The organism is Corynebacterium sp. ES2775-CONJ, assembly GCF_024814515.1.
Taxonomy (GTDB): Bacteria; Actinomycetota; Actinomycetes; order Mycobacteriales; family Mycobacteriaceae; genus Corynebacterium.
Genome location: NZ_JANUXT010000002.1, coordinates 100,232 through 127,149, shown reverse-complemented (window position 1 = coordinate 127,149; position 26,918 = coordinate 100,232). Strand labels below are relative to the sequence as shown.

Annotated in this window: 23 protein-coding genes; 11 read left to right on the top strand and 12 right to left on the bottom strand. The window is 53.1% G+C overall.

What is annotated here, in order from left to right:
• Nucleotides 1–71: 71 nt before the first annotated feature.
• Together trpS and yhjD are read left to right on the top strand one after the other, a co-directional pair.
• Nucleotides 72–1,100 carry a tryptophan--tRNA ligase gene (gene trpS / locus NXT01_RS02830; RefSeq protein ID WP_259077218.1) on the top strand — a complete coding sequence of 343 codons (1,029 nt, stop codon included), beginning with the start codon at nucleotides 72–74 and terminating at the stop codon, nucleotides 1,098–1,100.
• A 93-nt stretch (nucleotides 1,101–1,193) separates the two neighbouring features.
• Nucleotides 1,194–2,279 (top strand): inner membrane protein YhjD, encoded by a 1,086-nt coding sequence (gene yhjD, locus NXT01_RS02825; RefSeq protein WP_259077217.1) that lies wholly within the window; start codon nucleotides 1,194–1,196, stop codon nucleotides 2,277–2,279.
• A gap of 213 nt (nucleotides 2,280–2,492) precedes the next feature.
• On the opposite strand, the gene NXT01_RS02820 is transcribed toward yhjD, so the two are convergent.
• The 3 genes from NXT01_RS02820 to NXT01_RS02810 are packed head-to-tail and all read right to left on the bottom strand — an operon-like array spanning nucleotide 2,493 to nucleotide 4,983.
• Nucleotides 2,493–3,725 carry a hypothetical protein gene (locus NXT01_RS02820; RefSeq protein WP_259077215.1) on the bottom strand — a complete coding sequence of 411 codons (1,233 nt, stop codon included), beginning with the start codon at nucleotides 3,723–3,725 and terminating at the stop codon, nucleotides 2,493–2,495.
• A gap of 38 nt (nucleotides 3,726–3,763) precedes the next feature.
• Entirely contained in the window at nucleotides 3,764–4,705 is a 942-nt protein-coding gene (locus NXT01_RS02815; protein WP_259077213.1) for a C40 family peptidase, read from the bottom strand.
• Nucleotides 4,702–4,983, bottom strand: a complete 282-nt coding sequence (locus tag NXT01_RS02810) for a hypothetical protein (protein ID WP_259077211.1) — start codon at nucleotides 4,981–4,983, stop codon at nucleotides 4,702–4,704. The genes NXT01_RS02815 and NXT01_RS02810 overlap by 4 nt, the downstream gene beginning before the upstream one ends.
• Nucleotides 4,984–5,078: 95 nt before the next feature.
• On the opposite strand from NXT01_RS02810, the gene upp reads away from it, so the two are divergent.
• The 4 genes from upp to NXT01_RS02790 all read left to right on the top strand — a co-directional run bounded on the left by upp (nucleotide 5,079) and on the right by NXT01_RS02790 (nucleotide 10,538).
• Nucleotides 5,079–5,714: a uracil phosphoribosyltransferase gene (upp, locus tag NXT01_RS02805; protein ID WP_259077210.1), complete on the top strand. Its 636-nt coding sequence runs from the start codon at nucleotides 5,079–5,081 to the stop codon at nucleotides 5,712–5,714.
• 271 nt (nucleotides 5,715–5,985) lie between these two features.
• Nucleotides 5,986–7,149, top strand: coding sequence for an amidohydrolase (locus NXT01_RS02800; RefSeq protein ID WP_259077783.1), 1,164 nt, complete (start codon nucleotides 5,986–5,988; stop codon nucleotides 7,147–7,149).
• A gap of 136 nt (nucleotides 7,150–7,285) precedes the next feature.
• A complete protein-coding gene (locus tag NXT01_RS02795; protein ID WP_259077209.1) occupies nucleotides 7,286–8,701 on the top strand; it encodes an NAD(P)H-quinone dehydrogenase in 1,416 nt (471 codons plus the stop codon).
• Between the two features lie 49 nt (nucleotides 8,702–8,750).
• Entirely contained in the window at nucleotides 8,751–10,538 is a 1,788-nt protein-coding gene (locus NXT01_RS02790) for an HSP90 family protein (RefSeq protein ID WP_259077208.1), read from the top strand.
• Nucleotides 10,539–10,610: 72 nt separating this feature from the next.
• On the opposite strand, the gene NXT01_RS02785 is transcribed toward NXT01_RS02790, so the two are convergent.
• From NXT01_RS02785 to NXT01_RS02775, 3 genes are all read right to left on the bottom strand, one after another.
• Nucleotides 10,611–10,964, bottom strand: coding sequence for a hypothetical protein (locus tag NXT01_RS02785; protein WP_259077207.1), 354 nt, complete (start codon nucleotides 10,962–10,964; stop codon nucleotides 10,611–10,613).
• 71 nt (nucleotides 10,965–11,035) lie between these two features.
• Entirely contained in the window at nucleotides 11,036–12,808 is a 1,773-nt protein-coding gene (locus tag NXT01_RS02780; protein WP_259077781.1) for an acetyl/propionyl/methylcrotonyl-CoA carboxylase subunit alpha, read from the bottom strand.
• 292 nt (nucleotides 12,809–13,100) lie between these two features.
• Nucleotides 13,101–14,000 carry a sulfurtransferase gene (locus NXT01_RS02775; protein ID WP_259077206.1) on the bottom strand — a complete coding sequence of 300 codons (900 nt, stop codon included), beginning with the start codon at nucleotides 13,998–14,000 and terminating at the stop codon, nucleotides 13,101–13,103.
• 534 nt (nucleotides 14,001–14,534) lie between these two features.
• On the opposite strand from NXT01_RS02775, the gene NXT01_RS02770 reads away from it, so the two are divergent.
• Entirely contained in the window at nucleotides 14,535–15,593 is a 1,059-nt protein-coding gene (locus tag NXT01_RS02770; RefSeq protein ID WP_259077204.1) for a Cj0069 family protein, read from the top strand.
• Between the two features lie 187 nt (nucleotides 15,594–15,780).
• Nucleotides 15,781–18,126, top strand: coding sequence for an acyltransferase family protein (locus NXT01_RS02765; RefSeq protein ID WP_396124707.1), 2,346 nt, complete (start codon nucleotides 15,781–15,783; stop codon nucleotides 18,124–18,126).
• Here the strand turns inward: NXT01_RS02765 and NXT01_RS02760 are convergent.
• The 6 genes from NXT01_RS02760 to NXT01_RS02735 form a co-directional block, all read right to left on the bottom strand.
• On the bottom strand, nucleotides 18,110–18,670 hold the full coding sequence (locus tag NXT01_RS02760) for a DUF3151 family protein (protein WP_259077203.1): 561 nt from the start codon (nucleotides 18,668–18,670) through the stop codon (nucleotides 18,110–18,112). The genes NXT01_RS02765 and NXT01_RS02760 overlap by 17 nt on opposite strands.
• Nucleotides 18,651–19,283, bottom strand: a complete 633-nt coding sequence (locus NXT01_RS02755; RefSeq protein ID WP_259077201.1) for a nucleoside triphosphate pyrophosphatase — start codon at nucleotides 19,281–19,283, stop codon at nucleotides 18,651–18,653. Before NXT01_RS02755 ends, NXT01_RS02760 begins: the two co-directional genes overlap by 20 nt.
• Nucleotides 19,284–19,302: 19 nt before the next feature.
• Entirely contained in the window at nucleotides 19,303–20,223 is a 921-nt protein-coding gene (locus tag NXT01_RS02750; RefSeq protein ID WP_259077200.1) for a ribokinase, read from the bottom strand.
• An 81-nt stretch (nucleotides 20,224–20,304) separates the two neighbouring features.
• On the bottom strand, nucleotides 20,305–20,526 hold the full coding sequence (locus NXT01_RS02745) for an acyl-CoA carboxylase subunit epsilon (RefSeq protein ID WP_259077198.1): 222 nt from the start codon (nucleotides 20,524–20,526) through the stop codon (nucleotides 20,305–20,307).
• A 44-nt stretch (nucleotides 20,527–20,570) separates the two neighbouring features.
• Entirely contained in the window at nucleotides 20,571–22,202 is a 1,632-nt protein-coding gene (locus tag NXT01_RS02740; protein WP_259077196.1) for an acyl-CoA carboxylase subunit beta, read from the bottom strand.
• A gap of 137 nt (nucleotides 22,203–22,339) precedes the next feature.
• Nucleotides 22,340–23,980: an acyl-CoA carboxylase subunit beta gene (locus NXT01_RS02735; RefSeq protein WP_259077195.1), complete on the bottom strand. Its 1,641-nt coding sequence runs from the start codon at nucleotides 23,978–23,980 to the stop codon at nucleotides 22,340–22,342.
• Between the two features lie 181 nt (nucleotides 23,981–24,161).
• Here NXT01_RS02735 and NXT01_RS02730 point away from each other — a divergent pair, with 181 nt between their 5' ends.
• Genes NXT01_RS02730 through NXT01_RS02720 form a run of 3 tightly spaced genes read left to right on the top strand, consistent with a single transcriptional unit; the run spans nucleotide 24,162 to nucleotide 26,900 of the window.
• Entirely contained in the window at nucleotides 24,162–25,136 is a 975-nt protein-coding gene (locus NXT01_RS02730; protein ID WP_259077194.1) for a biotin--[acetyl-CoA-carboxylase] ligase, read from the top strand.
• Between the two features lie 28 nt (nucleotides 25,137–25,164).
• Entirely contained in the window at nucleotides 25,165–25,626 is a 462-nt protein-coding gene (locus tag NXT01_RS02725; protein WP_259077192.1) for a hypothetical protein, read from the top strand.
• Nucleotides 25,627–25,682: 56 nt separating this feature from the next.
• Nucleotides 25,683–26,900: a 5-(carboxyamino)imidazole ribonucleotide synthase gene (locus NXT01_RS02720; protein ID WP_259077191.1), complete on the top strand. Its 1,218-nt coding sequence runs from the start codon at nucleotides 25,683–25,685 to the stop codon at nucleotides 26,898–26,900.
• The last annotated feature ends 18 nt before the right edge of the window (nucleotides 26,901–26,918 follow it).

Below are 26,918 nucleotides of genomic sequence, written 5' to 3'. Positions count from 1 at the left end.
TTGAGGCGAGGTTGCCCCCTTTTTCCCTGCGGTGGTGTACCAGTAAGCAGGTGGGCTAAACTTATGGGTTTATGACGGAAAATAGCATCGCATCTCCAATGAAACGCGTCCTCTCGGGAATTCAACCTACCGCTGATTCCTACCACTTGGGCAATTATCTCGGAGCTCTCAAGCAGTGGATCGGCCTCCAAGATGACTACGAGGCATTCTATTTCATCCCTGATCTCCACGCGATAACCGTCGATCAAAATCCCGATGAGTTACGCCGCCGCACGGTTGCGGGAGCCGCACAGCTGCTCGCTTTAGGCATTGATCCGCACAAATCAACCCTCTTTGTGCAATCGCACGTACCTGAGCATGCGCAATTGGCGTGGGTGCTCACCTGTATGACCGGTTTTGGGGAAGCCGGCCGCATGACCCAGTTCAAGGATAAATCTGCCAAGCGCGGGGCAGATCGAACGTCAGCTGGGCTCTATACCTATCCCATGCTCATGGCGGCTGATATTTTACTCTATCGACCCCAGCTCGTCCCTGTGGGTGAAGATCAACGCCAACACTTAGAGCTCACCCGCACTCTCGCGGAGCGATTCAACTCTCGCTATGCGCCCACCTTCCCTGTACCAGAAGGCATGATTCCCCAAGGGTCCGCTAAGATTTATGACCTCCAGGATCCCACCTCGAAGATGAGCAAATCTGCTGCCAATATTAAAGGTCTCATATCTCTTCTCGACGATCCAGCGATGTCTGCCAAGCGTATCCGTAGTGCAGTCACAGACACCGATGGGGAGATTCGCTTCGATAAAGAAAACAAACCCGGGGTCTCCAACCTCCTCGTTATCCAGTCAGCCCTCACGGGGGAGAGCGTGGCAAGCCTTGTCGATAGATATGCTGGTCAAGGCTATGGGGTACTTAAGGTAGAGACCGCAGCCGCGTTGGAAGCATTTGTGAGGCCATTGCGGGAGAAATTTGCTATGTATATGAATGACCAAGCGGAGGTAGAGAAGATCTTAGCCGACGGTGCTTTGAAGGCCCGCGAAATCGCGAGCCAAACTTTGGCAGATGTCTACGATAAGGTGGGCTTTTTGCCCAGGATGCGGTAGACTAGCGCTCCAACCCTCCCTACTGCGCGCAGGCGCAGAGGGCTGTACAGACCAATCACGAGCACATAATTATTAACGAGAAAAGACAGATTTTTGGCTACCAATAAGCACCCAGTCCGTACTAAAGAGGACGAGTATGGGATTGAACGAGCGACCGAAGATAAAAAAGGCTTGATGGATAAATACCGTGCCAAATGGGGCTGGTTTGATCATGTCATGCTCATGACCGAGCGTTATACCCAAAACGGGGGAAACCAGTTTGCCGCAGGTATTACCTATTTCTCAGTCTTGAGTATGTTCCCCATACTCATGCTTATCTTCGCTGGTATAGCAACTGTTTTGGCCAGCCGCCCCGAACTCTTGGCGGACATCAACGAGCGCATTACTGCTCAGGTTTCCGGCCAGATGGGGGAAACCCTCAATGAAATTATCGACACCGCCATTGAACAGCGTGGTGCCATGTTCGGAATCGGCGGAATCACTGCCCTATGGTCCGGCCTGAACTGGGTATTCCATCTCACCACGGGTATTTCGATGATTTGGAACTACCCCATCAAGGAAGAAAACTTCTTCAAAACAAAGCTCAACGATTTTATTCGTCTCATTGCACTATTGGTGCTCATGATCGTTGCTATTGGCATCACCGTTATCGGCAGTTCTGGTCTAACTTCCCAGCTGATCGAATTCCTTGGCCTCGAGGATATCCCCGGGATCCAGTGGATGACTACAGTGGTAGCTTTAGCCCTAGGTATTTTGGCCAACTTCCTGGTGTTCTTCTGGCTCATGAAGCGCCTTCCACGTGGCCCCGTTCCCATGAAATCGGCTTTTCATGCCAGCATTATCGGCGCTCTAGCCTTTGAAGTATTCAAGCAATTGGGCTCCCTTTTCTTCTCCAATGCCCTGAGCAACCCCGCAGGTGCGACCTTCGGCCCAATTATCGGTGTAATGGTGCTCTTCTACTTTATTTGGCGAATCGTCTTGTACTGCAGCGCGTGGGCAGCCACGACGCCGGAAGCTCTTGCTATCGCGAAGTTGGATCCACCACCTCCAGCTATCATTCGTGTCCGAGAGCAGGTCAAGGTTACTCCACTAGCATCGTCTAGTGGCGCAATCGGCTCAGGCTTAGCACTCGGAGCGGCAGTGACTGGAGTCGTGAGTTTCTTCTTGAAAAAGAAGTAATCGCCATTGCACTACCCCCGCACCCCAAAGATAAAAACTTGTGGGTGCGGGGGTAGTGTGTTGGCCCCCAACCCTATTGGGGATATAGGGGTACCCGCCGCGGTAGGCCGGGTAGGTACTCTGTTCAACCGGAGTGCGTATATCAACCACCATCGGGGATAGATATACTCAAACCCCCACCTGCTCAGAAGCGGTGGGGGTTTGAGTATGACACTAGAAGCGAGAGAAGCGCTTAGTAAGCATCTCTTCCAGCTGAGTCCACAAGGTGGTGTGCTCGTCATAAGGAGGCGTCGGGGTATAGCCAACTTGGCGGGTGCCGCCCGTAATATAAGAAATATAGTCTTGCATGCGAGGGTTAGCTAAGAAGAAGGCGTTAAGTGAATCGTCTTGAGCCCAGTCGGCGGCGTCGGCAAGCAGTTCATAGGTTTGCAATACTTGAGTCTTATCAACGCTCTCGGGGCCTTGAGCGATATCGCGGGCGATCCCATTGAATGAGTAGACGTTGTCGGGATGAACGGAGACCTCAAGGGTGCCAGCATTGGCTGCGGTCATAATATCTTCCCAGGTAGCTACCATAGCGAGGTCATGCTCTGTATGTTCGATTAGCCAGCGGACCAGGGCTTTGGAGGAGGAGAATGTGAAAATTTCTCCATATTTGCCTAAGAATACTGGCTGTGCCTCAACATAGGTACGCAGAGTATAAACGGTACGCCCGGAGATGGAAATTTTGATGGGATCAATACCAGCCGCAGCCCAGACCGTGGTGTCATAAGGGTCAACACGCTCGGCCTCTTGCTTTCTTCTGGCCTCTTCTTGCTCGAGAAGTTCCGCGGCAGCAACAAGGCCAGCTTCTACGCGGGCTTCCGCATCGGCGAGAGCCGCAGCCTCGGCATCAGGGGCGATGGTGACGGCTTCATCGAGGGCATCGACCACCTTATCCCAGTTGGTTAGCACCACACGACCAATAGCTGTCCATTCAGAGGCGCCTGCGTCACCGCTGAAATGGTCTGCACCGCGCTCAGCATTGCTCAGGATGGAGTGAGAAGAAAAGAATACCTGCACACTTGTGGCGGCCATGACGTCAGCTAGGCTGCGGGCGATCTTGAAGGTGCGCGCCACATGAGAAACATTCTCATAGCTCGGGCGATCGGCGAGAATCTTTGGCAGGCCAACCAGATCATAGTAGTGCTTAGCATCGGGAACCACACGCTCGGCACCGAGGTGATTAAACGCCGCCCACTTAGGGTGGCTACTCAAGTCATGGCTAGCATTTTCTTCAATAAAAATAAGCATATGGGCTGGCGACTCGAAGAGGAAGAGGTCATCGCCCTTTCCAAGGAAGGCTTGCCACTCCGCTCCGTGTTCGCGCCATTCGGGAGCCCACAGGGTAAAGAAATCACCCTCGGTCAAAGAGATTTTTACTGGGAAAATGCCGTTTTTACTCATGGAGATATATCCTAGCCGTTTATATGGTTAAAGTGCATCTATTGGGGGCGGAAGAAGCCCTTGAAATCCATCCCCATATTGGTGGTCCTGAGGGGATTTTCTGAGACCGGATTACCAGCCTCGATCATCATTCCATCGCCAGAGTACATGGCCACATGTCCGCTCCACACCAGGAGATCTCCGGGAGCGAGATCTTCGCGACTAATTGGTTGTCCCACGGCTTGCTCGCTAGCAATGCGAGGTAACTCCACTCCCGCTTGTCGCCAAGCCCACTGGGTTAGCCCTGAGCAGTCAAAACCCTGGCGTGAGGTGCCACCCCACTGGTATGGAGTGCCGATGGCGCTGCGGGCGATCTCTACAGCTTTATGTCCCCTCATCTGGCTCTGGTCAGGTGAGTGTGAAGTTGAGCTTAGTGCTTGTTCACCCGAAGATTCTGAGTCGAGCGAGCTGATTGTGGGTGGGAGAATGTCGGCAGCTTTGCAAGCATCTTTAAGGGCTGGAATGAGTTCCTTGGTCACCATCCGCTGAGTACTCAGAGTTAGAAATTTCCCGCGTTGCGAGACATCCTCAAGAACCTTGGTATAGGGACTTAATGCTAATTTCAATTGCTCGAGAATACAGTAGGCCTGAGTTAGAAATTGCGCTGGCAGCCGCAGGAGCATGGTAAGAGCTGGTCCACTGATGGCGGGGTTGGGGACTGCCACCTGGCTGAGCAAAGCGATAGCACGGGCGAAGAATTTGCAGGCGAGTTGCTGCAATTTTATACGGGCTTGGTTGATTAAACCTAAGGCTGGCAGCACAGTTTGGCCAGCCTCTACAGTGTCTCTAATAAGATTGACATTCTCCGCTAAGAATACTGCAGGCTCTACCCCAAATTCCTGAGCTAAAGGACCTACCTTCTCAAAGTTGGGGACCTGTGGTAGCGGTGCAGGGTTGAGGGGCTGAAGTAGTTTCTCAGCCTCAGATATAAAGTCCATCATTGTTGGGCCAACCTTTCGGCAAGGGTGAGGTCATCGGTTTCGATCGTATGCAACCATTTCAACGCACGGTCGGTGCTTTCCTCTACGTATTGGATTTGGTTTTGTGCTCGCGACCCCAGGGCGTGCACGCAAGCATTAAAAGCGGTGATATAGTCGCCTACCCCTGGCAATATTTCACCGGGGAGAAGGTGCTCTGGGATGGGAGTCTGAGCTAAATCGAGGACATCTTTGGCGAGCGAGCGCACAGTCTCGGGTGCAATATTCAACGTATTGGTCATGCTTGTTAAGACTTCACCTACTCCCTTTCGGTTCCGTTGGCGCCCTACAAGAGAAAAGTAGAGGTGAGTATGGGTGAGGGGCTACGATGACGGGTATGGATATTTTGACCGTGGACCACCCACTAGCAGCTTCTCGCTTGTCAATTATGCGCGATAAGCGCACCGATAACGCTGGCTTTCGTGCCGCACTTGCAGATCTCGGCGCCATGCTCATTTACGAGGCGTCGCGTCTGCTGCCCGTCGAAACCTTTCCGCTCGTCACACCCGTCGCGCAAACCGAAGGGACTAGACTCCAAGATCCTCCTATTATTGTCCCGGTCATTCGCGCAGGACTCGGTATGATCGCCCCCGCCCTCAAAATGATCCCTGATGCCCAGGTTGGTTTTATCGGACTGGCTCGCGACGAAGTCACTCACCAGCCAGTACCTTATTTGGAGGCACTGCCTAAGGATCTCACGGGCCGCACCGTCTTCGTTGTAGACCCCATGCTGGCCACCGGTGGTTCTTTGCTGCACGCCATCCGAATCCTTCATGATCGAGGCGCAACCGATATCACTGCTGTTTGTATGGTTTCGGCGCAAGCAGGTGTCGATGCGCTCGCCCAATCAGGCCTGCCCGTGCGCCTCGTGACCGCAACAATTGATGCTGATCTTAACGACGATGCTTATATCGTCCCCGGTCTAGGCGATGCTGGCGATCGACTCTACGGCCCGCGCAATATCGATCTCTAACTATCTGGCACTACCAAAGGTCGATGCCGAATAGATCTTCTAGATCTTCGTAGCACACCCCGCAAGATTTAGTTCTCAAGGGGTGTGCACTGTGCTCTTACACTGTGCTCTTACCAGGGCACGAATCAACCGAAGAGAACCCGCACATTGGTAGCTCGGCTCACTAAGGCTACATTAAGGAGGGTGCAGGCGCCCTGTAAAGACAACTCAAAAACGGTGACTAAAGAGGATGAACTTGAACGATACTGATAATCAGAATCTCCACGCTTTTATGAGCGCATGGTGCGAGGAGCACCACGAAGAACTCATGGACTGGCGACGCCATGTCCATATGTATCCTGAATTATCGAACGAAGAGTTCAATACCACCGCTTTTATCGCCGAGAAACTAAGAGAAGGGGGACTCGAACCTACTCTGTTCCCGCGTACTGGGTTGGTAGTCGATATTGTTGCCGATCCTGAATCTAGGATGGGTAGCGTAGCCTTTCGCGCAGATATTGATGCGTTACCTATTCACGAGCACACTAACGCCCCTTATAGCTCGCGCCACGACAATATTATGCACGCATGCGGTCACGACATACACATTACAGTCGCATTGGGCTTCGCTCGGGCTCTTATAGAGGCCCAGCGACAAGGTCTCGTGCGGCGCAATGTGCGGATCATTTTTCAACCAGCCGAAGAAGCAATGGGCTCAGGTGCCCCCGAGATTGTGAAACTAGGGGTACTGTCGGGGGTAGAGAGAATCTACGCCCTTCATGCCGAACCGAAGATCCGAACTGGAACCGTAGGTTTGAAGGTAGGTGCGCTCACTTCCGCGGGTGACCTGGTAGAGATCAGAGTGAGTGGTCCAGGTGGTCACTCCTCAAGACCCCATCTCACTAGTGATGTGGTTTATGCACTGTCTAAATTAGTCATTGACCTACCAGGCCTTCTGAGCAGACGCGTCGATGCGTCGACGAGCACCGTCTTAGTATTCGGCGCAATCCATGCGGGTCGAGCGGGCAATGCTATCCCCGAGACAGGATCCGTGTGCGGTACCGTGCGCACCGGTCGCATCGAAGTATGGCACGAGCTGCAGCCATTGCTTGAAGAACTCATTGCGCAGGTTTTGGCACCTACTGGTTGTGAGCACGAGATCATTTATACCCGTGGCGTTCCCCCCGTTATCAACGATGTGGAGGCCGTGGAGATATTCACCAAGGCGGCACAAATGCGCGACCGGTCCTCCACGGTTCCAGTGTCCCAATCGGCTGGCGGTGAAGATTTCTCTTGGTACTTACAAACTGTTCCAGGTGCGATGGCTCGACTAGGATGCTGGGACGGCACCCACTCACCAGGCGATCTACATAAAGCCACCATGTTGGCAGACGCAGCGTCCATACCAGTCGGTGTGCAACTCTTCGCCGGTGTGTTGGAACAAGAACAGCGATAAAGAACGAAACTTCCCCGTGCTTCGCACTAGACTAAGTGAGAAATGCCTAAGTCTTAGGCAAACTCTCATACTCGCGCGCTATGTATATTCGACCTTAAAGGTGCGCGATCGACACTAGTGCCGGAGGTAACGACGTTTGTCCAGTCTTAATAAGCGCATCATCATCATTGGAGGCGGTCCCGCGGGTTACGAGGCGGCCTTAACAGGTGCGAAATATGGCGCGCAGATAACCCTCGTCGAAGAGCAGGGCCTCGGGGGATCCGCAGTAATTACCGACTGCGTGCCTTCGAAGTCCTTTATCGCCGGTGCCAATATCAAGACCGATATGCGGCGCGCCGACGATATGGGTTTAGGCGATAGCCTCAACGAAACGGACCTGGACCTCACTCTTCTCAACGAGCGTGTACAGCAACTCGCAGGTGAGCAATCCAGTGATATTCGGGCTGCCGTTACTGCCGCCGGCGTACGTATTATCGACGGCTATGGGGTTCTCGATGATTACAGTCCCAAGCAGACCAGACATTATGTCAAAGTGACCGGACGTGATGGCAGCGAGGAAACCCTCGAAGGCGACCTGGTCCTTATTGCTACGGGAACCACTCCGCGCATCCTGCCTAAAGCTCAACCCGACGGGGAGCGCATCTTTACATGGCGCCAAATCTACAGGTTAAAAACCCTCCCAGAGCACTTGATCGTCGTCGGCTCCGGGGTTACTGGAGCAGAATTTGTATCCGCCTTCGCTGAACTCGGCGTCAAGGTGACAATGGTAGCCTCCCGCGATCGCATTCTGCCCCACGATGATGCAGACGCCGCTGATGTGCTTGAGACCGTGCTCGCAGAACGCGGCGTATCTTTGGAAAAACATGCTCGCGTTGATAGTGTCACCGCCACCGATACGGGAGTGCGTGTACGTACAACAGATGGTCGCGTGATTACAGGCTCTCACGCTTTGATGACAGTAGGATCTATTCCCAATACCCAAAATCTGGGTCTAGAGAAGCTTGGGGTAGAGACGACCTCTTCTGGTCATATCAAAGTTGATCGGGTATCGCGTACCAATATTTCGGGTATTTATGCCGCCGGCGACTGTTCTGATCAGTTCCCGCTGGCATCGGTGGCAGCTATGCAGGGCCGTATCGCTATCTACCACGCATTGGGGGAAGGGGTAACCCCGTTACGGTTGAAGACGGTAGCTACCGCGGTATTCACCCGCCCCGAGATAGCTGCTGTGGGGGTCACCCAGCACGATATTGAATCGGGTGAAGTTTTTGCCCGTTCCTATACCCTCCCTCTCCCGCGAAATCCCCGAGCGAAGATGCGCTCTTTACGCCACGGCTTTGTCAAGATCTTCTGCCGCAGAGCTTCTGGCATCGTTATCGGGGGAGTGGTGGTGGCTCCAACGGCATCGGAGTTGATTCTTCCCATCGCCGTGGCGGTGACCAATCAGCTTACCGTTGACCAGTTAGCGAGTACATTCGCAGTCTATCCTTCCCTTTCCGGCTCAATCACCGAAGCTGCGCGCCAATTAATCGTGCACGACGATCTGTGCTAAAAAGATTCAAATACTCTAGATCCCCCAACTTCCCCACGACGAGGTATGTGTGTCCAACTCGAATGAACAAGGTCAATTCCAAGTAGATTTGGGCGGCATGGTTGAACTGCTGTCGCGCAATCTATACAACAGCTCCAATGTGTATATTCGGGAGCTGTTGCAAAATGGAGTCGATGCTATCCACGCGCGTACCCTTGCCGATCCCCATTGGGATGATGGGGGTACCATCCGTCTGATCGTGGATAAACGCGAGCTCAAGGTCATCGATAATGGCATTGGGCTCACCGAGGATCAAGCGAAGCAGCTCCTAGCCACCATTGGCGGCTCGTCGAAGCGCGACGAATTCGGACTCCGCCGATCGGACTATCTGGGTCAATTTGGCATCGGCCTACTTTCCTGTTTTCTCGTCTCCAACGAGATCACGGTGTACACCAAGAACGGCGATAACGCTCCAACCGTATGTTGGCGTGGTCATGCGAACGGCACGTGGGAGGTGTCAGCTATTGCAGATCGTGACGATCTACCGCGGCAGGGCACGCTCGTGGTTTTGCAAGCAATTCCCGGTGAAGCCGATTTTGATAAGCAGCAGATCGCTGAGATCGCGCGCCGTTACGGTGAATATCTCCCCGTCACTATTGGGGTAGAGGGGGTATATGGGGGTGAGGTCCTCATCAGCGAGCCTATCCCTGTGTGGGAGGATACCCGCCGGCGCCAAGTGCAATGGTGTAAGCAGCATTTCGGTTTCGAACCTTTTGCCATCATCGATGTGAGCGTAGAGATCGCTGGTTTCACCGGGGTCGCTTTCGTTTATGGCCACGCCACTCATCCAGGGAGTAGCGCACGGCATCGGCTTTATCTCCGCAATATCTTACTGTCATCCAAAATCACCGATCTGGTCCCTGAATGGGCATATTTCGTGCGCGTCGTAGGTAATACTGATTATCTCAGGCCCACAGCGAGTCGCGACGATATCGTCGACGATGAACTATTAGACGACACCCGTGAACAAATTGGTAAAGCTATTCGCGCATGGATGAATTCACTTGAGGATGACGAGTTTAGACGTTTCCTCAGCCTGCATATGGCGGGTCTGAAAGCCCTAGCTACGACTGATCGAGAAACTCGGGACCTCGTCGTGCGCGCTGTACCGATGGAAACCTCGCATGGTCGGCTCACGCTTGGTGCAGTTATGGCGAAGGGTCCGCTGCGCTATTGTGCAACCGACCATCAATTCCAGGCGATCGTGCCCGTGGCTGCTGCCAATGATTTGGTGGTCGTTAACGCCGGGTATGTCTACGATCAGGAGATCATTGAGCAGGTTCGTCTCGATCATCCGGATCACGCGGTTGTGACAGTAACTACGGCTGATATCGTGGGCGCTTTTAAGAAACTCTCACCAAGCGATGAATCTCAATTCCTTCCCCTCATTGCCGCCTGCCAGCAGGCTCTGGAGGGCCAAGACATAGCGGTGATTGTGCGCAATTTTAATCCTTCAAGCGTGCCAGTTCTAGTTGTACCGCGCGACGCAGCGGGCGCTGGAGTCTTGGAAAAAAATGCTCGCGAAGCGGTGGGAGACTCTGGGTTAGCAGGATTACTTGATCAGTTCGAGAAATTACAACCCGAGCTTGACGACGCTCGCGCCCAGCTTGTCCTCAATGCTCAGTCGACACTTGTGTACCAATTGCTCAAGGCTCAGGGGAGGCCGGTTATCACGAATGCCATTAGGGGTTTGTATATCCAGGCGCTCCTAGCAGGACGCCACTCGCTAAATATACAGGCGCGAACGTGGGCAACTGAAGTTTATTCCGCGCTCATCAATATCTCTATTGGGGAGTAGGGGTACCCCTACTCCCCAATAGAAAAAAGAGGGGGTGGTATCCAATCACCCCCTTTTTTCTCTTGATCTTTCTCAAATTGAGTGGTTGTGACTGTCTATATAGCGTGCTACAACTTCCCGGCCTAAATCAGCAGCGTCCTGAACGGTCATCGCCGGCAGAACCGGATCATTGGGGAGAACTCTATCAGGGTCGCCGATAGGAGTTGTGGTGATTATAGTCCCGTCGAAGTGAGCGAGAGCTACCATATCCACGCGGGTTTGTTCGCAGATTGCCCAGTAATAGTCTTTCGCTGAGCTTCGAGCTCTAGTGAGAATCTCCTGGGGATTATCGGTGATCTGCGCGAGAGCGGGGCGATCATCGATGCGGTTGTCGTCGTGAAGCGGGCGCAAATAAAAGCGTCCCCCATTGAGTTCGATTACGTCCATGCTTTTGTAGTTTAGCCGCAGTTAGGGGCCTCTGGAGTATCCCCTCCCATACCGTGAGGGGACTGGGCGGACTACTGCAATTCTAGGAGCACGTCATTCTTACTGACACCTTGGCCAGTTTCGACGCTTAAGCCAGTGACAGTTCCCGATTTATGAGCCTTGACGGGGTTTTCCATCTTCATTGCTTCCAGTACCACCACCACATCGCCCTCGGATACCTCATCGCCTTCGTGGACAGATACCTTAGTGACGGTGCCCTGCATAGGGGCGATAACGGCATCGCCTGAAGCTTGGGTCTTAGCTCCGCTGGAGCGCCGCTTGCGAACTTTTTTACGAGGAGTTTGGCCACCGAGGGCCAGATCTGCAGGGATAGCAATTTCAACGCGGCGCCCATTAATCTCAACGACCACCGTGGTACTCGCTGATGACTCCTCGTCGTCGGGGATCTCGTCGGGATCGGCAAAGGGTTCAAGGGGATTGACCCATTCCTCCTCGATCCATTTGGTATAGATATCAAAATCCTCATCAGAGCCTATAAAGGCGGGGTTTGCCACGATATGGCGATGAAAATTCAAGGAGGTGGGCATACCCTCGATGGTGTATTCCGCCAGGGCGCGCCGGGAGCGCTCGAGCGCCTCTTGCCGAGTCTCACCATAGACGATTAGTTTGGCCAGCATCGAGTCAAACTGTCCGCTGATGATGGAGCCCTGCCTCACACCAGAATCAACGCGTACGCCAGGGCCTGACGGCTCGTTATAAGCGGTAATGATGCCTGGGGCGGGCATGAAATTATTACCTGGATCCTCGCCGTTAATGCGGAATTCAAAAGCATGGCCGCGCGGCGCAGGATCTTCGGTGATATGCAGTGGCTTTCCTTCGGCGATGCGGAACTGTTCCCGCACGAGGTCTAGTCCCGTTGTTGCTTCGGTAACGGGGTGTTCGACCTGCAGGCGGGTATTGACCTCGAGGAAGGAGATAAGTCCATCGGAACCCACGAGATACTCCACAGTGCCCGCACCATAGTAGTGAGCCTCGCGGCAGATGCGCTTTGCGGATTCGTGTAGTTGCGTGCGTTGTTCATCCGTTAAGAAGGGGGCAGGAGCTTCCTCAACTACTTTTTGGAAGCGACGCTGGAGGGAGCAATCGCGAGTACCTGCGACGATGACATTGCCGTGTTGATCGGCAAGAACTTGGCACTCAACGTGGCGCGCCTTGTCAAGGTAGCGCTCCACGAAGCACTCTCCACGGCCGAAGGCGGCGGTGGCTTCTCGCGTGGCGGAATCAAAGAGCTCCGCTACGTCGTCCATAGTATAAGCCACCTTCATGCCGCGGCCGCCGCCACCGAAGGCGGCTTTGATAGCGATCGGCAGACCGTATTCCTCCGCGAATGCGATGACTTCCTGTGCATCGCGGACAGGTTCTTTGGTTCCCGGTGCCATGGGGGCTTCGGCGGTTAAAGCGATGTGCCGAGCGGTCACCTTGTCTCCCAGATCCTTAATGGATTGCGGGGAAGGACCGATCCAGATCAGACCAGAATCGATGACTGCTTGAGCAAAGTCTGCGTTCTCGGAGAGGAATCCGTAGCCTGGGTGGATCGCATCGGCGCCGGATTTTTTTGCGGCATCGAGGATTTTGTCGATCACAAGGTAGGATTCCGCGGAGTTTTGTCCGCCCAGTGCGAAAGCTTCGTCGGCAAGCGAAACAAAGGGTGCATCAGCATCGGGCTCAGCGTACACCGCGACGCTTGCGATATTGGCGTCACGAGCTGCGCGGATCACGCGAATGGCTATCTCGCCGCGATTAGCGACGAGTACTTTGGTGATTTTTTTCTGTTCCACAGTCACGTGAAGCACTCCTGGTTACTCTAAGGTGGATATTTTCTTGTGGTGGTTGAAAAGCTCGAGAGGAGATCCCCCGCTGGGTTGCGCCGTAAGTCACGTCCCTTTTCAGCCTATGACTAGACAAAGGACGACGCTTACACCCCTTAAAATGTTTTGTCGAAAAAACTTTACCTGATAAGGGTTGCTCAGATCACCTTTTCGCATATCTCTATTCTACAGAGATCATGTACAAGGGGTTACCACTTCAGGCGATACTGAAACCCACCTTTGAACTGGCCAGCACGATTAACGAGTATTAGGTAGTCTCAGTGCCGAAGGGATGCGGGCCGCGGCGGACTTCCTTGCGCACCATATTGCTCCACTCCAGCCACGAGCCGTCATAAAGACGGGTGTTTTCTTTTCCTAGCAAATACTTGAGGACAAACCATGTTAGGGCAGCCCGGTTACCAGCGCTACAGTAGACAATGATCTCGTCTCTTTCTACAAGATCGTGGTATAAATTCGCTAATTCCGAGCGTTTACGGAAGCGACCGTTGGCATAAAGGGCTTTTTCCCAGGGGATATTTACAGCACCTGGAATATGACCCTGACGTTCGGTGAGGTCGAGTGCTTCATCCCGGTGCTCTAAGCCCTGGTACTCCTTGTTGCTCCGGGCATCAACGACGAGAGAGTGGGATTGATCTTGGGTCACAACCTGGGCTACTTCTTCGACAAATGCCCGCAGTAGCTCGTCATTGCGCGCAACCACAGGGTAGTCACTTTCAGGTAAGTGTGGGATATCAAAGGAAATATCGCGCTCTTCTAAAATCCACGCATCTCGTCCGCCATCTAGAAGACGAACATCGGGGTGCCCAAAGAGCTCAAAGATCCACAAGGTATATGCGGCCCACCAATTCGATCTTTCGCCGTAGATAACAACCGTATCGTCTCGGCTAATACCCTTTTTCCGCATTAATTGAGCGAACTGCTCGCTGCTAATAAAGTCGTGGGCTAGGGGGTCATTTAAGTCCTCACCCCAGTCAATTCGGATGGCGCCAGGTAAATGGCCGATATTATATAAGCTCTTCCCTTCATCAGATTCGATTACGCATAATCCGGGGGTGCCTAAGTGAGCCGATAGCCATGATGAGGAGACTATGCGTTCGGGATGCGCGAATTCGCGAAAAGGGGGGTACGGGTCAAAGGGCAGGGCCATAATGAAGTATTAAACCTTTCTGATAAACAATTTAAGGGAAATGAAGAAAATTTCTGGGTTATAGTGCAATCGATCTCGCAGCCACCACAATCAGCTCGAGGATATGCCGCGACAAATCAGAACGGAAGCAGTCGGTGACCTTAGAAACCGCCTCGCTGGGCACGTGTCAACATGCTAATCTTTGTCAATTTCTATTAAAGCTTAACAATGTCAACGGCAAGGGGGAGAGCCGAAGAAAAGATATGTGGTGTTGATTACTCCATAGGCTTTTTACCGCTCGTGATGGCGACAGTTAAGTTAGCCTAAAAGAGGTGCCCAACCCACGTCTTTCCAGCTCTTGAGGCTGGTTCAAGATAAGGATGGGGTGCGTCAATTAGAAATTAGTTTCACTAGATAAGGTCACCGAGAGTCCGCGCATGCTCCTATAAGCTTCGTTGCCTTCAGCATGAAGAACCACTGATCTCGAAGGGGAGTCGATAGCGGTAGATAAATGCAATGATGATCGGTGAGCTTGGTAGCTATGAAAGGTTATATATGCACAAGAGTATTGTAGTTTTTGAGGTTGAAGGAGGCTCTGACAAGGGCTTTAATGGGCACCGAAAAGATACGATGCCCATCGTCAAGGCCATTGAGGATAAGGGGTGGCATGCTGAGGTCGTTTTCTATCGACCTGAGTGGGCTGACGGTCTCTTTGATTATATTTCTGCCAATTTTGATGCCTATATCTCTCGGGTTAATCCTGGCAGCATCCCTGGTGGCGAGAAGGGTTATTTTGAGCTTCTGACTAAGCTATCAGACGCTGGTCTAGTCGGTATGTCCACTCCTGAGGAGATGATGGCTTATGGTGCTAAGGATGCTCTGGTCAAACTTAAAGACACCGATTTGGTTCCCACCGATACCGCAGCTTATTACGATGTCGCTACTTTCCATGAAACCTTTCCCACCTCACTTTCGTATGGTGAACGAGTGCTTAAGCAGAATCGAGGGTCAACGGGTTCGGGCATCTGGCGCGTACGTCTCGAGGATTCCGAGTTGCAGGCCACTGTGGAGCCCGGCACAGCGTTGCCGCTTGATACCCTCGTGCGCTGCACTGAGGCTGTAGACAACCATACTGAGGTGCATAAACTGGGCGATTTTATGGACTTCTGCGACCAATATATTATCGGCGACAACGGCATGCTCGTGGATATGCGATTCATGCCCCGTATCGTCGAAGGAGAAATTCGCATCCTCCTCGTAGGACCCCACCCAGTTTTTGTTGTGCACAAAAAGCCAGCCGCCGGCGGGGACAATTTCTCTGCCACACTGTTCTCTGGTGCTAAGTACACATACGATAAACCGGAGGCATGGCAGGAGCTCGTCGATCAGTTCGCCGCCGCTCGCCCAGAGATAGCTGAGAAACTCGGCGGAGATAATATTCCGCTTATTTGGACCGCTGATTTCATGCTTGCCGATGGAGAAAACGGCGAGGACACTTATGTGCTGGGAGAAATTAACTGCTCCTGCGTAGGATTTACCTCCGAGCTTGATATGGGGATCCAGCAGCTCGTAGCCCAGGAAGCTATTGGGCGCGTTGAAGCGCTGCATGACTGATTAAAATTACCCGCCCCGGTTATGTGGGGAAATGGTGAAGAGCTTCCCCATCCCGCCCGTACCCTTTCTTAAAAAAGAACAGGTCGCGGGCGGGTTTTTTGGTGTCTGAATTATTAGAAGCCCTATTCTTTTACTAGAATGATACGAGTTAAAAAAGCTCGCGCCTCGCGGTTGTCGGAGAGCGTGCGTGGCTCGTAAAAAGACTACTGGCGATTGTGTGGGGTTACCGTTGGAACAACTCGATGCGAGCAAATATCGTTATGATCTTGATGGCTTGCGCGGCCTAGCTATCACTTTTGTGGTCATTTTTCATGTCTTTGTCGGGCGAGTATCCGGCGGAGTCGATGTATTCTTGCTGCTATCCGGCTATTTCTTTCTCGGTGCCCAACTCCGTTATGCTCGCCGTCCCCAAGCGGATCCCAATCCGTTTTGGCCCCTGTGGCGCACTATCCGACGCTTAGTACCTTCACTCGCGCTAGTAGTTGCACTCACGGGGGCAGCCGTCTATGTTCTCACCCCTGAGCTACGCAGCCTTAACCTCGCATCCCAGATGCAAGCGAGTCTTTTCTATTATCAGAACTGGGAATTAGCTATCCAGGGTGCCAGTTACGGCGCGGCTACCAGTACCGTCAGCCCTTTGCAGCACTTATGGTCCATGGCGGTGCAAGGGCAGTTCTATATATTCGCCATCGCCCTCGGTAGCCTGGTTGCCCTAAGTACTCGGTGGGGTGCTACGCGCGCCAAACAGCTCGTCAATGAGCGGTTGGTATTGATATTTCTCATTTTGGTGACCTCGATGAGCTTTGGCTACGCCTGCTATCTCTATGGAGTTAATCAACAGCTCAATTATTACTCCACCTTCTCACGCATGTGGGAGCTTAGCCTTGGCGCTCTTCTAGCGCTCACCGCCTCGAGGCTCCGTCTAAATTCTCACTTCGCAAGGCTCAGCGGCATCGTAGGCGTAGCGATGGTGCTGAGCACAGGTTTCCTTTTTGATGGTGCCAACGTTTTTCCTGGCCCTGCTACTCTTTACCCGCTCGGAGGTGCCGCCCTGGTGGTTATCAGCGGTGGGGCAGGGGTCAGCTTCCTCGCTGGCTCTATGATGCGCTTTTTAGGGCGCATTGCGTATGCGCTATACCTGTGGCATTGGCCGTTACTTATTATCTCCACAGTTTATCTTAAAGAAGAAAAACCAGGTGTAGTCCTAGGCCTTGGCGTGATTGTCGTGAGCCTAGTTTTAGCTGTAGCGACTCATCATTGTGTAGAAAAGCCACTGATGCAAAAGGGCAAGCGACCTATATGGGGAGAAAAACGCATGGGTCAGGCGCTGAGGAGTCTAATAGACACAAGGTCCTCTCGCCTCCGCCTTATTGGGGCGTTGGGGGTAGTCGGGTGTATATCGGCAGCACTCTATATTCCCAATATGTGGCGGCAGGAAGTAGAGGCGCTCAGCGCAACTGATCTCGATCCAGTTCTTTACCCAGGGGCCGCAGCATTATCGATGTTACGAGTACCCCAAGCACCTGTCGAACCAGACCCATATGTGCTCCCCGATCGCATGTCGCCGGCTTGGCGAGATGGGTGTATGTCCTTTATTGGCCAAGACCCCACCGTCATGGTCATTGACGACCCCAAAAAGGATTGTGTTTACGGGGACAAAAAAGCCAAAAAACTCATGGTGGTGGTGGGGGGATCTCATGCTGAACAGTGGATGGCTCCGTTGGATCTACTTGGTAAAGAACACGGTTTTCGACTCATCCCGCTCGTGCGCCAATCATGTCCCGCCTTCGTCAATGAGCGAGATGGAGTTTTTAGTAAAGAGTGCCAGACCTTCAACGACGTTATGGTGGACAAACTTAAGGAGTTAAACCCCGATATTGTCTTCTCTACCTCGACCAGACCGCTCCTTGAGATAGGGCGTCGTCTCGATGAGGTACCCAAGAGTTATCCCACCTTGTGGCGCTTCCTGGAAAAGGAGGGCTTCGCCTTCGTGGGGGTGCGCGATAACCCTTGGTTCCTCCATCCGGACGGCCAGGCCGATATCGTGTCGCAGTGTTATGCCGAAACCCAAGATCTCAAGAAATGTGGCCGCGATCGTTTCGCTATTTACAGCGCCAAGGATCCAGCTGCGCAGTATTTGAACAAACCAGATATGCTCGCCATCGATACTGCTGATTGGTTTTGCCCTGATGGATTCTGTCCCCCAGTGATGGGCAATATCTATATGTACCGAGACGCTAACCACCTCAGTGACGAGTTCGCACTAACACTCGCCCCTCTGCTGTGGAAAGAAATGGGAGACCTTGTTAACAAGGTTGGTGGGGAGCGCAAAATGTCTGAGAAGGAGCACGTGGCCACCTCCAGTCAGACATCAACTTCGCGGATATCGACTACTACCCCCGCCGCGTCGACAAGCCCAACTAAGGAACCAAGCGAGAAGAAGCGGCCGCAGCCGATTCCATTGCAGCCGGCGGCGGACCCGCGTAACCAGTGGGAAAAAGGACTCGACTGGCGCCTTAGTCCTGATCTTTAAACGACGGTCTGCGTCGACGTGGCCTATGACGTCGTTTTGTGCGCAGAAACTCCTCACGAGAAGGTTTGGGTATCAAAGTGCTCACGCAGGCCGGGTCCGATTCGAGCAAAAAGCGAAGATAGCGCTCATAGCCATCCGAATCCCCGATCAGCTCCGAGGCGCGCGCTAGGCACGCGACGGCTCTTAGAACCCCCTGATTGGGTAGATGGGAGAAGGGGATATGACCAGTACCTTTCCACCCGTGTTCGGTGAGCCGATTAAGACTAGCCACATATGCCGCACACGCATAGGTATAGGCGGTGATTCGGTGATGTGCTCTCATGGGGTTTCGTGATAGGGCATCATCGAGGGCATTTTCAGCCAGCTCTGCCCAGCCAAGTGGCGAATCAGGACATTCAATAACGGAGTAGATATCGATAGGATGACGAATATTATCAGCGGGGAGCTCGATAGGCCAAAGAGCTGGGAGCTCTATCTCATCCTCGGCCAATAAGTCCGGGCACGTGGCGAGCCTGGGAAGTTTTCTAGAGCGACGTTGATGCATGGCTGTCCTTAGAAGTGGGTGCCCAGAAATCACTAATGTCCATCCCGAAAGCATAAAGAGCTCGACGGACGACGGCTAAAGAGAGCCCCACAACACTGTGGGGGTCCCCCTCTATACGGTCGATAAAAAATCCCCCCATAGCCTCCAAAGTGAAGGCGCCAGCGCATTCAAGGGGTTCACCGGAACGCGCATAGGTCGCAATATCCCGGTCACTGGGGGAAGCGAAATAAATGGTAGTCTGAGTAACTTCCTCCCAACGCCCCTGAGGGCTCAGAAGGCAATGTCCGGTGAGGAGTTGTGCTTGTTTACCTCGCTGGTATTTCCACCGTTCGATGGCCCGGTCGATGCTGTGAGGTTTGCCTTGCAGGAAGCCATCTATAAGTAGCATCGAATCGCACCCTAAAACTATTGACTCTGGAAATTGGCGTGCGATAGCTTCCGCTTTCTTCGTGGCTAGTGTTTGCACCACGTGCTCGGGGTTCTTATCAGCTAATTTCTCGATCAGAGCATCTTCGTCAATATCAGCGACGTGAACGTCTGGATCAATACTCGCTCCGCGGAGAATTCCAAGACGGGATGGAGAGGCTGAAGCGAGAATAAACAAAGAGCTCATACCCGCATTCTAGCGCAGACTAGAAGGGCAGAATATCGTCTTGGTGAGGATAAGATCGCTGTGCGCCCAATCGAGTGCAGGCAAAAGCACCAATTCTTACTGCGTATTTCGCGGCCCGAACAAGATCATCACCCTGATCTAGGCGGGCAACGAGACCACCAACGAAGGCATCGCCCGCCCCCGTAGTATCTATTGGGGTAATGGGGGGAGCGGGAATGTGGGTGCGATGCTTGTGATCGACGACCTCTACACCCCTTGCACCTAGCGTCATGACCAGCGAGGAAAAACCTTGACCTAGCAATTGCTGGATTAGCCGGTCAATATCCGGATCTGATTGGGGAATAGAGCCTGGGTTGAGAAGAAGTTGGGCTTCGTATTCGTTTAGGATCAGCGGATCGGCGCGTAGGAGCAGCCTCCGATCGAGGGGTATGACAGGTGCAAGATTGATGACGAATCGGGGGTGACTGTTTTTATGTGGGTGCCCCCGTTCTCCCAATAGGGTGGCCTCAAGGGTGGCTGATGGCAGCTCACCCTGCATCACAACAATATCGGCTCGCGAAATGATGTCACGATTGTCGCGAATATAGTCTGGGGACACCTCCGCATTGGCTCCGGGCACGACGATAATCGTATTCTCGCCGTCAGCTGCAACCGTGATAACTGCGAGTCCCGTGGGGCCAGGATGATGCTGGATACGCGATAGATTGACGCCTGATTTCTCCAGCAGTGACAGAGCTACCGGGGCATAGGCGTCAGAGCCCACCGCCCCTAGAAAAGAAACGTGGGATCCCTGCAGAGCAGCGGCCACCGCTTGGTTCGCTCCCTTCCCACCAGGACTGATATTCCCACCAGTTCCGAGCAGAGTTTCCCCTGGGGTGGGGTGGCGAGCGGTGGACACTGCCAAATCGGCATTAATAGAGCCAATGACAACGACGCTCATAGATCGCGCTCCAAGCTAGTAGGAATGAGCCGGAAAAGGATTTCAAACCCTCCGAAGGCTTTAGGATCTCAGGGACGGACCTTAATAGAAGCTCACATGTTGAAATGCATTAGGGTTGAAGATTGGGTGGGGCCTTGAGTCTTCAGCAATTTCTCCCCAGCGATTTACTTCCCTGCACTGATGTGAGTCCCGCGCTGAGTTCGCAAGCGAGCCGATGAGCATCGCCAAGGCCGCGAGTTCTTGGTCGTCAGGCTGCCCTTTGAGCACCTTAAAAAGCGGCTTATCAGCAAATTTTTCGTTCATGAGGTAGTACTACCTTTTCTTGTCGGAGTGACCCAATTGCGGCCCTAGAGCGGAATATTGCCGTGCTTCTTAGCAGGTGTTGTCACAACCTTGCGATCGAGAAGGCGGAGGCCTTCAATAATATTTCCGCGAGTATGAGAAGGAGGAATAACTGCATCGACGAAACCACGCTCGGCAGCCTTATAGGGGTTCACAAGGGTGTCCTCGTACTCGCGTTCGTACCGGGCGGCAAGCGCCTCCACGTCCTCGCCATTGAGGTGGGCCTGCTTGAGCTCTTTACGATAGATAAAACCAACAGCTCCCTTAGCTCCCATGACTGCGATTTGGGCGGTGGGCCAAGCAAATACGAGGTCGGCACCCATATCTTTGGAGCCCATCACGCAGTAAGCCCCACCGTAGGATTTCCGGGTGATGACGGTAATTTTACCGACTGTTGCCTCCGCATAGGCGTAAAGTAATTTAGCGCCACGGCGGATAATGCCATTGTATTCCTCTTCGGTTCCTGGTAAAAAGCCAGGAACATCGACGAATTCAATAATGGGAGTATTGAAAGCATCGCAGGTGCGGATGAAGCGAGCCGCTTTTTCGGATGCCTTAATATCAAGGCAACCAGCAAATTCGGTGGGTTGATTTGCCACTATTCCCACGGAGCGTCCCTCAATACGGGCAAAACCAGTGAGAATATTGTGGGCATAATTCTCCTGGATTTCGAAGAATTCACCGTCGTCAACCACTCGGCGGATAACGTCAGTCATATCGTAGGGCTGATTAGGTAGATCGGGGATGAGTGTATCTAACTCTCGGTCGTACGCAGTGATATTCTCGCTCACTGAGCCCTCCATTTTAGTGCTGGCCTCGCGCGGGGCTTCAGCTCTGTTGTTGGACGGAAGGTAGTCGAGGAGGTCACGTACCCAATCGAGGGCATCGGCGTCATTATCAGCGGTATAGTGTGAGGTCCCTGAGGTAGCCATATGGGTATGAGCGCCACCTAATTCCTCTTGGGTGATCTCTTCACCGGTGACAGTTTTGATGACCTCTGGTCCCGTTATGAACATTTTCGAGGTCTTATCGACCATGACAATGAAGTCTGTTAGCGCTGGAGAATAAACGTGGCCTCCCGCGCAGGCACCCATGATTAGCGAGATCTGGGGGATAAGGCCTGAGGCTAGAGTATTGCGGTAGAAGATCTTTGAGTAGAGACCCAGCGATACCACACCCTCTTGAATGCGGGCACCAGCCCCCTCGTTGATGCCGATGAGTGGAACACCAGTTTTAATGGCGAGATCCATGATTTTTACGATTTTCTCGCCATATACTTCCCCTAGCGCACCCCCGAAAACCGCCCCATCCTGGGAGAAAACACAAACCTTTCGTCCGTTTACAGTGCCGTAACCCGTAACTACTCCATCGGTAACCGGGCGTTTCGCGTCTAGTCCAAAATTCTTTGAACGATGGCGTGCAAGTGCATCTACTTCGACGAAGGAGTCCTGGTCCAGCAGGTATTCAATGCGCTCGCGTGCGGTCTTCTTACCTGCATCGTGTACCCGCTTCACGGATTCAGGCCCCATAGGGGCAGTGGCCTCAGCCAAGCGGTTGCGCAGATCGGCGAGTTTACCTGCGGTGGTGGTGAGGTCGGGCTTGGATGCTGAAGCAGAATTCGTCTTAGCAGCTGTCATAACACCATAGTTTAAAGGTTCGAGCCGATTTTTGTGAACATCGGATCGGCGATCAGTTAGGGCGACAAGCACGCTAGGTGACATTGTTAACTCGCTATCATCCCGTTGTGATGAATAAAAATCACGGCATCTCGACACTAAAGTGGAATATTGCCGTGTTTGCGGGCTGGGCGCGGACGGTGCTTGGTGCCTAGTAGACGCAGATTGCGCGCTATATAGCCGCGTGTTTCAGAAGGTAAAATTACAGCATCGACGAGACCGCGTTCGGCAGCAAGATACGGATTCAGCATGTGATCTTCGTATTCTTTCTCTAAAGATAGCTGAAATTGCTCCAGCTCTGTGGGGTTAAGACCGCGCAGTAGGGCAGCTCGCAATTCCTTTCTATATAAAAAGCCAACCGCCCCTTTTGCCCCCATAACCGCAATTTGAGCTGTAGGCCATGCAATATTGAGATCGGAGCCCAAACCCTTCGATCCCATGACGCAATAAGCTCCACCATATGATTTGCGCATGGTGACAGTGATCGTTGGAACTGTTGCCTCACCGTAGGCATAGAGTAATTTAGCTCCACGCCGCAAGATGCCCGTGTGTTCTTGAGAGGCGCCGGGAAGGAATCCCGGAACGTCGACAAGCGTAATGATAGGGATATTAAAGCAGTCACAAGTGCGCACGAAGCGTGCAGCTTTTTCGGCAGCGTCGATATCGAGACAGCCGGCGAAATGGGTTGGCTGGTTCGCCACAAAACCTACAGACTGACCTTCAATTCGGCCGAAAGCAATAACGATATTCTGGGCACGATCCTGCTGAATCTCGAGGTACTCACCATCATCGCTGAGCGTAGTAATAACCTCGCGCACATCATAGGGCACAGTGGAACTATCGGGAATGATGCTATCGAGGACAAGATCTGAGGCTGAGACATTTTCTGCGACGCTTCCTGTCTCAACACTTGGGTCTGTTGACGTGTTGAGGTCACGATTATTCGACGGGAGATAGCTGAGGAGGTCGGCCACGAAATCGAGGGCATCTTCATCGTTGGCCGCACTGTAGTGTGAGGTGCCGGCGAAGCTCATGTGAACGTCTGCGCCACCTAACTCTTCTTGGGTGATATCTTCAGCCGTGACAGTTTTAATGACATCGGGGCCAGTGACAAACATTTTCGAAGAATCCTCAACCATCACAACAAAATCAGTAAGTGCAGGCGAGTAGGCGTTCCCTCCAGCGCAGGCGCCCATAATGACGGCAATCTGGGGGATAACACCCGAAGCATTGATATTGTGGTAAAAAGTTCGAGCGATGAGATCGAGAGAGACAGCCCCGTCTTGGATGCGGGCGCCGGCACCTTCGTAGAGACCAATGAGGGGCCGCCCAGTTGCGACGGCGAGCTCCATAACTTTGCACATCTTTTCCCCGTATACCTCACCTAAAGCCCCTCCGAAGACCGTGCCATCTTGGGAGAAAATACACACTTCGCGTCCGTCGATGGTGCCCCAGCCGGCAACGATGCCGTCAGTAGTAGGTCTTCTAGAATGCATTCCAAAGGCGGTAGTACGGTGCTTTGCTAATTGATCCATCTCGACAAAGGAGCCGGGATCGAGCAAATAATCTAAACGATCTCGAGCCGTGAGGCGATTATGGGAGCGCACCTTATCAACTGCGTGCTGGCCACTCGGGGTGTGGGCATCGAGTCGTCTAGCGCGAAGATCTGCAAGTTTCCCAGCTGTGGTACTCAGATCGGGGAGAGATTTTGTATCGAGAAAAGGTGAGGAAATAGTCATGTTTGGTCATGATAGCGGAAAGTGAAGATAGTTTCTAGGGCAAAAGTCATATTTCAAATAGCGTCAGTTGGCGTCTAGAGATGCCCTAGGTCAGCGTGCAGTTTGAGCTTCCTCCCTCTATTGGGGAAAAGGGGGTAAAAAATGCTACCCCCATTTCCCCAATGGAATTAGGATGACAATCATGAACGCCCCCGATCTCTTTAGTCTGCGCAACCCCTACAACCTTGATTACCTGGAAGAAAAACTCGTCCGCACCGGAGTCATCCCCTCGCTTATTTATCGAGCTAAAACAGGATCAACTAATACCGATCTTGTAGAGCTAGCGAAGCAGGGAGCCCCCAGTGGAACGGTATGCCTGACAGATCATCAAAGTGCGGGGCGAGGGCGTATGGGTCGGAGTTATGAAGCTCCCTACGGCGCACAGTTGACCGCATCCATCCTGATTCGCCCTCATCGAGCAGCCATTGAGCGGTTGGGGGTCATGCCCCTCGCAGTAGGCGTGGCCCTTTGCGATGCTCTGGCATGGCCAGGGGTTCGACTCAAGTGGCCCAATGATCTCATTATTGAGGATGGAGAAATAAGTAGCGAGGATAACGGTGCAGGTGCTAGTGCTCCTGGCAGCACTGATGACTCCGCGCTCGCCTGCTCCAAGCGCGGTGGCGCTGCGAGAAGCGAGGATATCGCGCAACGACTTCGTGCTGGTGCTGCTGCGGTTCCAGTGAGCTCCTATGGGGGAGCGCGAAAATTGTGCGGGATCCTTGCGGAGGCTGTTTCTCTGGGGAAAGAACCAGCGGTGGTCATCGGGTTTGGTCTCAATACCGCAATGCGTCGTAGTGAATTGCCGGTAGAGCATGCAACGTCATTGGCTTTAGAGTCTATTCCTTTTGATCGCGATGACCTTGCGGTTAAGGTGATCCGTGCACTGGTTCGCCGGTTAGAGCAGTGGGAATGCGGTGATGAAAAGTTGCTCGCTGATTACCGGAGCTTATCAGCCACGATTGGGCGCGATATTAGGGCGATCGTCCCAGGGGATCGCGAGATATTGGGTGTGGTGCGCTCGATCGCAGCCGACGGTCAACTGGTTGTCGACGATGGCGTGGGCACGCACCATCATTTGGCAGCGGGGGACGTAACACATTTGCGGTTGCGGGAGTGATAGCTGCACTGTGCCTTAAACTAAGGGGATGATGAGTATTCGTTTGGCGCCGGGGGAGCGCGTCTTCATTGATCTAACGAGTCCGCTGAGCGCACTATTCTTCCCGCTTCTCGAGATTCTTACTGTAACCGGGTTAGCGTGGATGGCAATCGGGTATTTGGACCGGCCAGAATTGAGTGGAACTTATGATCCAAAGATTCGAAACCTCATCGTGCTGATGTGGGCAGGGGTCGTAGTATTCCGCCTCGTTACTAAAATTGTCACCCTACGGAGGCGTCGTATCATCGTTACGGAACACAGGTTGCTCCTGCGCGAAGCTGGGTGGACTAGCAGCATCTTTAGCGCCCCGATCGAGCAGGTTCAGGCTGTTGACCGCCACCGCAATTCTATTCGGCTGATGCTGCGCGGTCAGCAGCGTGCATTCTCGATGACCCACGTACCCCAAGCGCGCCGCGTCTTTGCTGTTATAGAGGACCTTATTCATCGCTAATAATTCTTGTCTCAATCGCTTGTGGCAACCAGGCGGGCTGTTTAGAGTTACAAGGTGTGAGCTATCAAACACCTGCAGATTCATCCCGCGCTGCCCATGCCAGTGGAATGCCCATTATTCTAGTCATCGGAGACGGGCAACTAGCTCGAATGATGCATACCGAGGCAATCGAACTGGGCTTATCCGCCCGCATACTGGCCGCTACCGATCAAGCGTCGGCAGCCCAGGTTAGCCGCGATCTACACATTGGCGATTATCTGTCCTATACCGACCTTCAAAACAGCGCAACTGGGACTGATGTGATCACCTTTGACCACGAACATGTCCCCAACGATTATATCCATTCGTTACTCGACGAAGGTTATGATGTACAGCCCCGACCGCACGCACTCATATACGCTCAAGATAAGCTACTTATGCGCCAGCGACTTTCCGATATGGGCGCCCCCATCCCTCCTTTCGCCGCAATCTCCTCGCGTGACGACGCCCGCGCCTTCTACACCCGAGTCAATGGTGCGGTCTGCCTGAAAGCGCGCCGTGGTGGTTACGACGGTCATGGAGTGTGGTTTCCCAGAACTGTGACTGAGTTGGAAGAACTCGTGGATAAGCTGAGAGCTGAAGGGGTTGAGCTCATGGCTGAGGAGAAAATTGCACTGAGCCGGGAATTATCAGTTCTTGTTGCGCGAACCCCCAGCGGCGAGGTCAAAGCCTGGCCGGTCTCGCAGTCGGTACAAGAGAACGGAATATGTACCGAAACCCTCACGCCCGCACCTGGGCTGAGTGAGAAACACAGCTCCGAGATCAAAAGCCTAGCGCAATATATCGCTACAGAATTACGTGTGACCGGGGTGCTCGCAGTGGAACTTTTTGCAACTGATAACGGCTCAGTTGAGCCTACAATTCTCGTTAATGAGCTAGCAATGCGTCCGCATAATACCGGACATTGGACCCAAAATGGGTGTGTCACGAATCAATTTGAACAACATCTGCGCGCGGTCCTGGATTATCCTTTGGGTGATACTGAACTCACCGCACCCGTGATCGGTATGGCCAATGTCTTAGGCGCCCCTGCTGACCCCGATCTGCCCATGACTGCGCGTATGAAGGCAGTATGGCGTCGGTATCCGACGGCAAAGATCCACCTCTACGGTAAGGATTACCGGCCTGGCCGCAAACTTGGCCATGTAAATATCGCAGGTGACTCAGCTGACGACGTTCTTCAAGCCGCCCGCAATGCAGCTCATTTCCTTAGCACCGCCAGCTGGATGGACTAACATTTGTTGAGGCTTTTA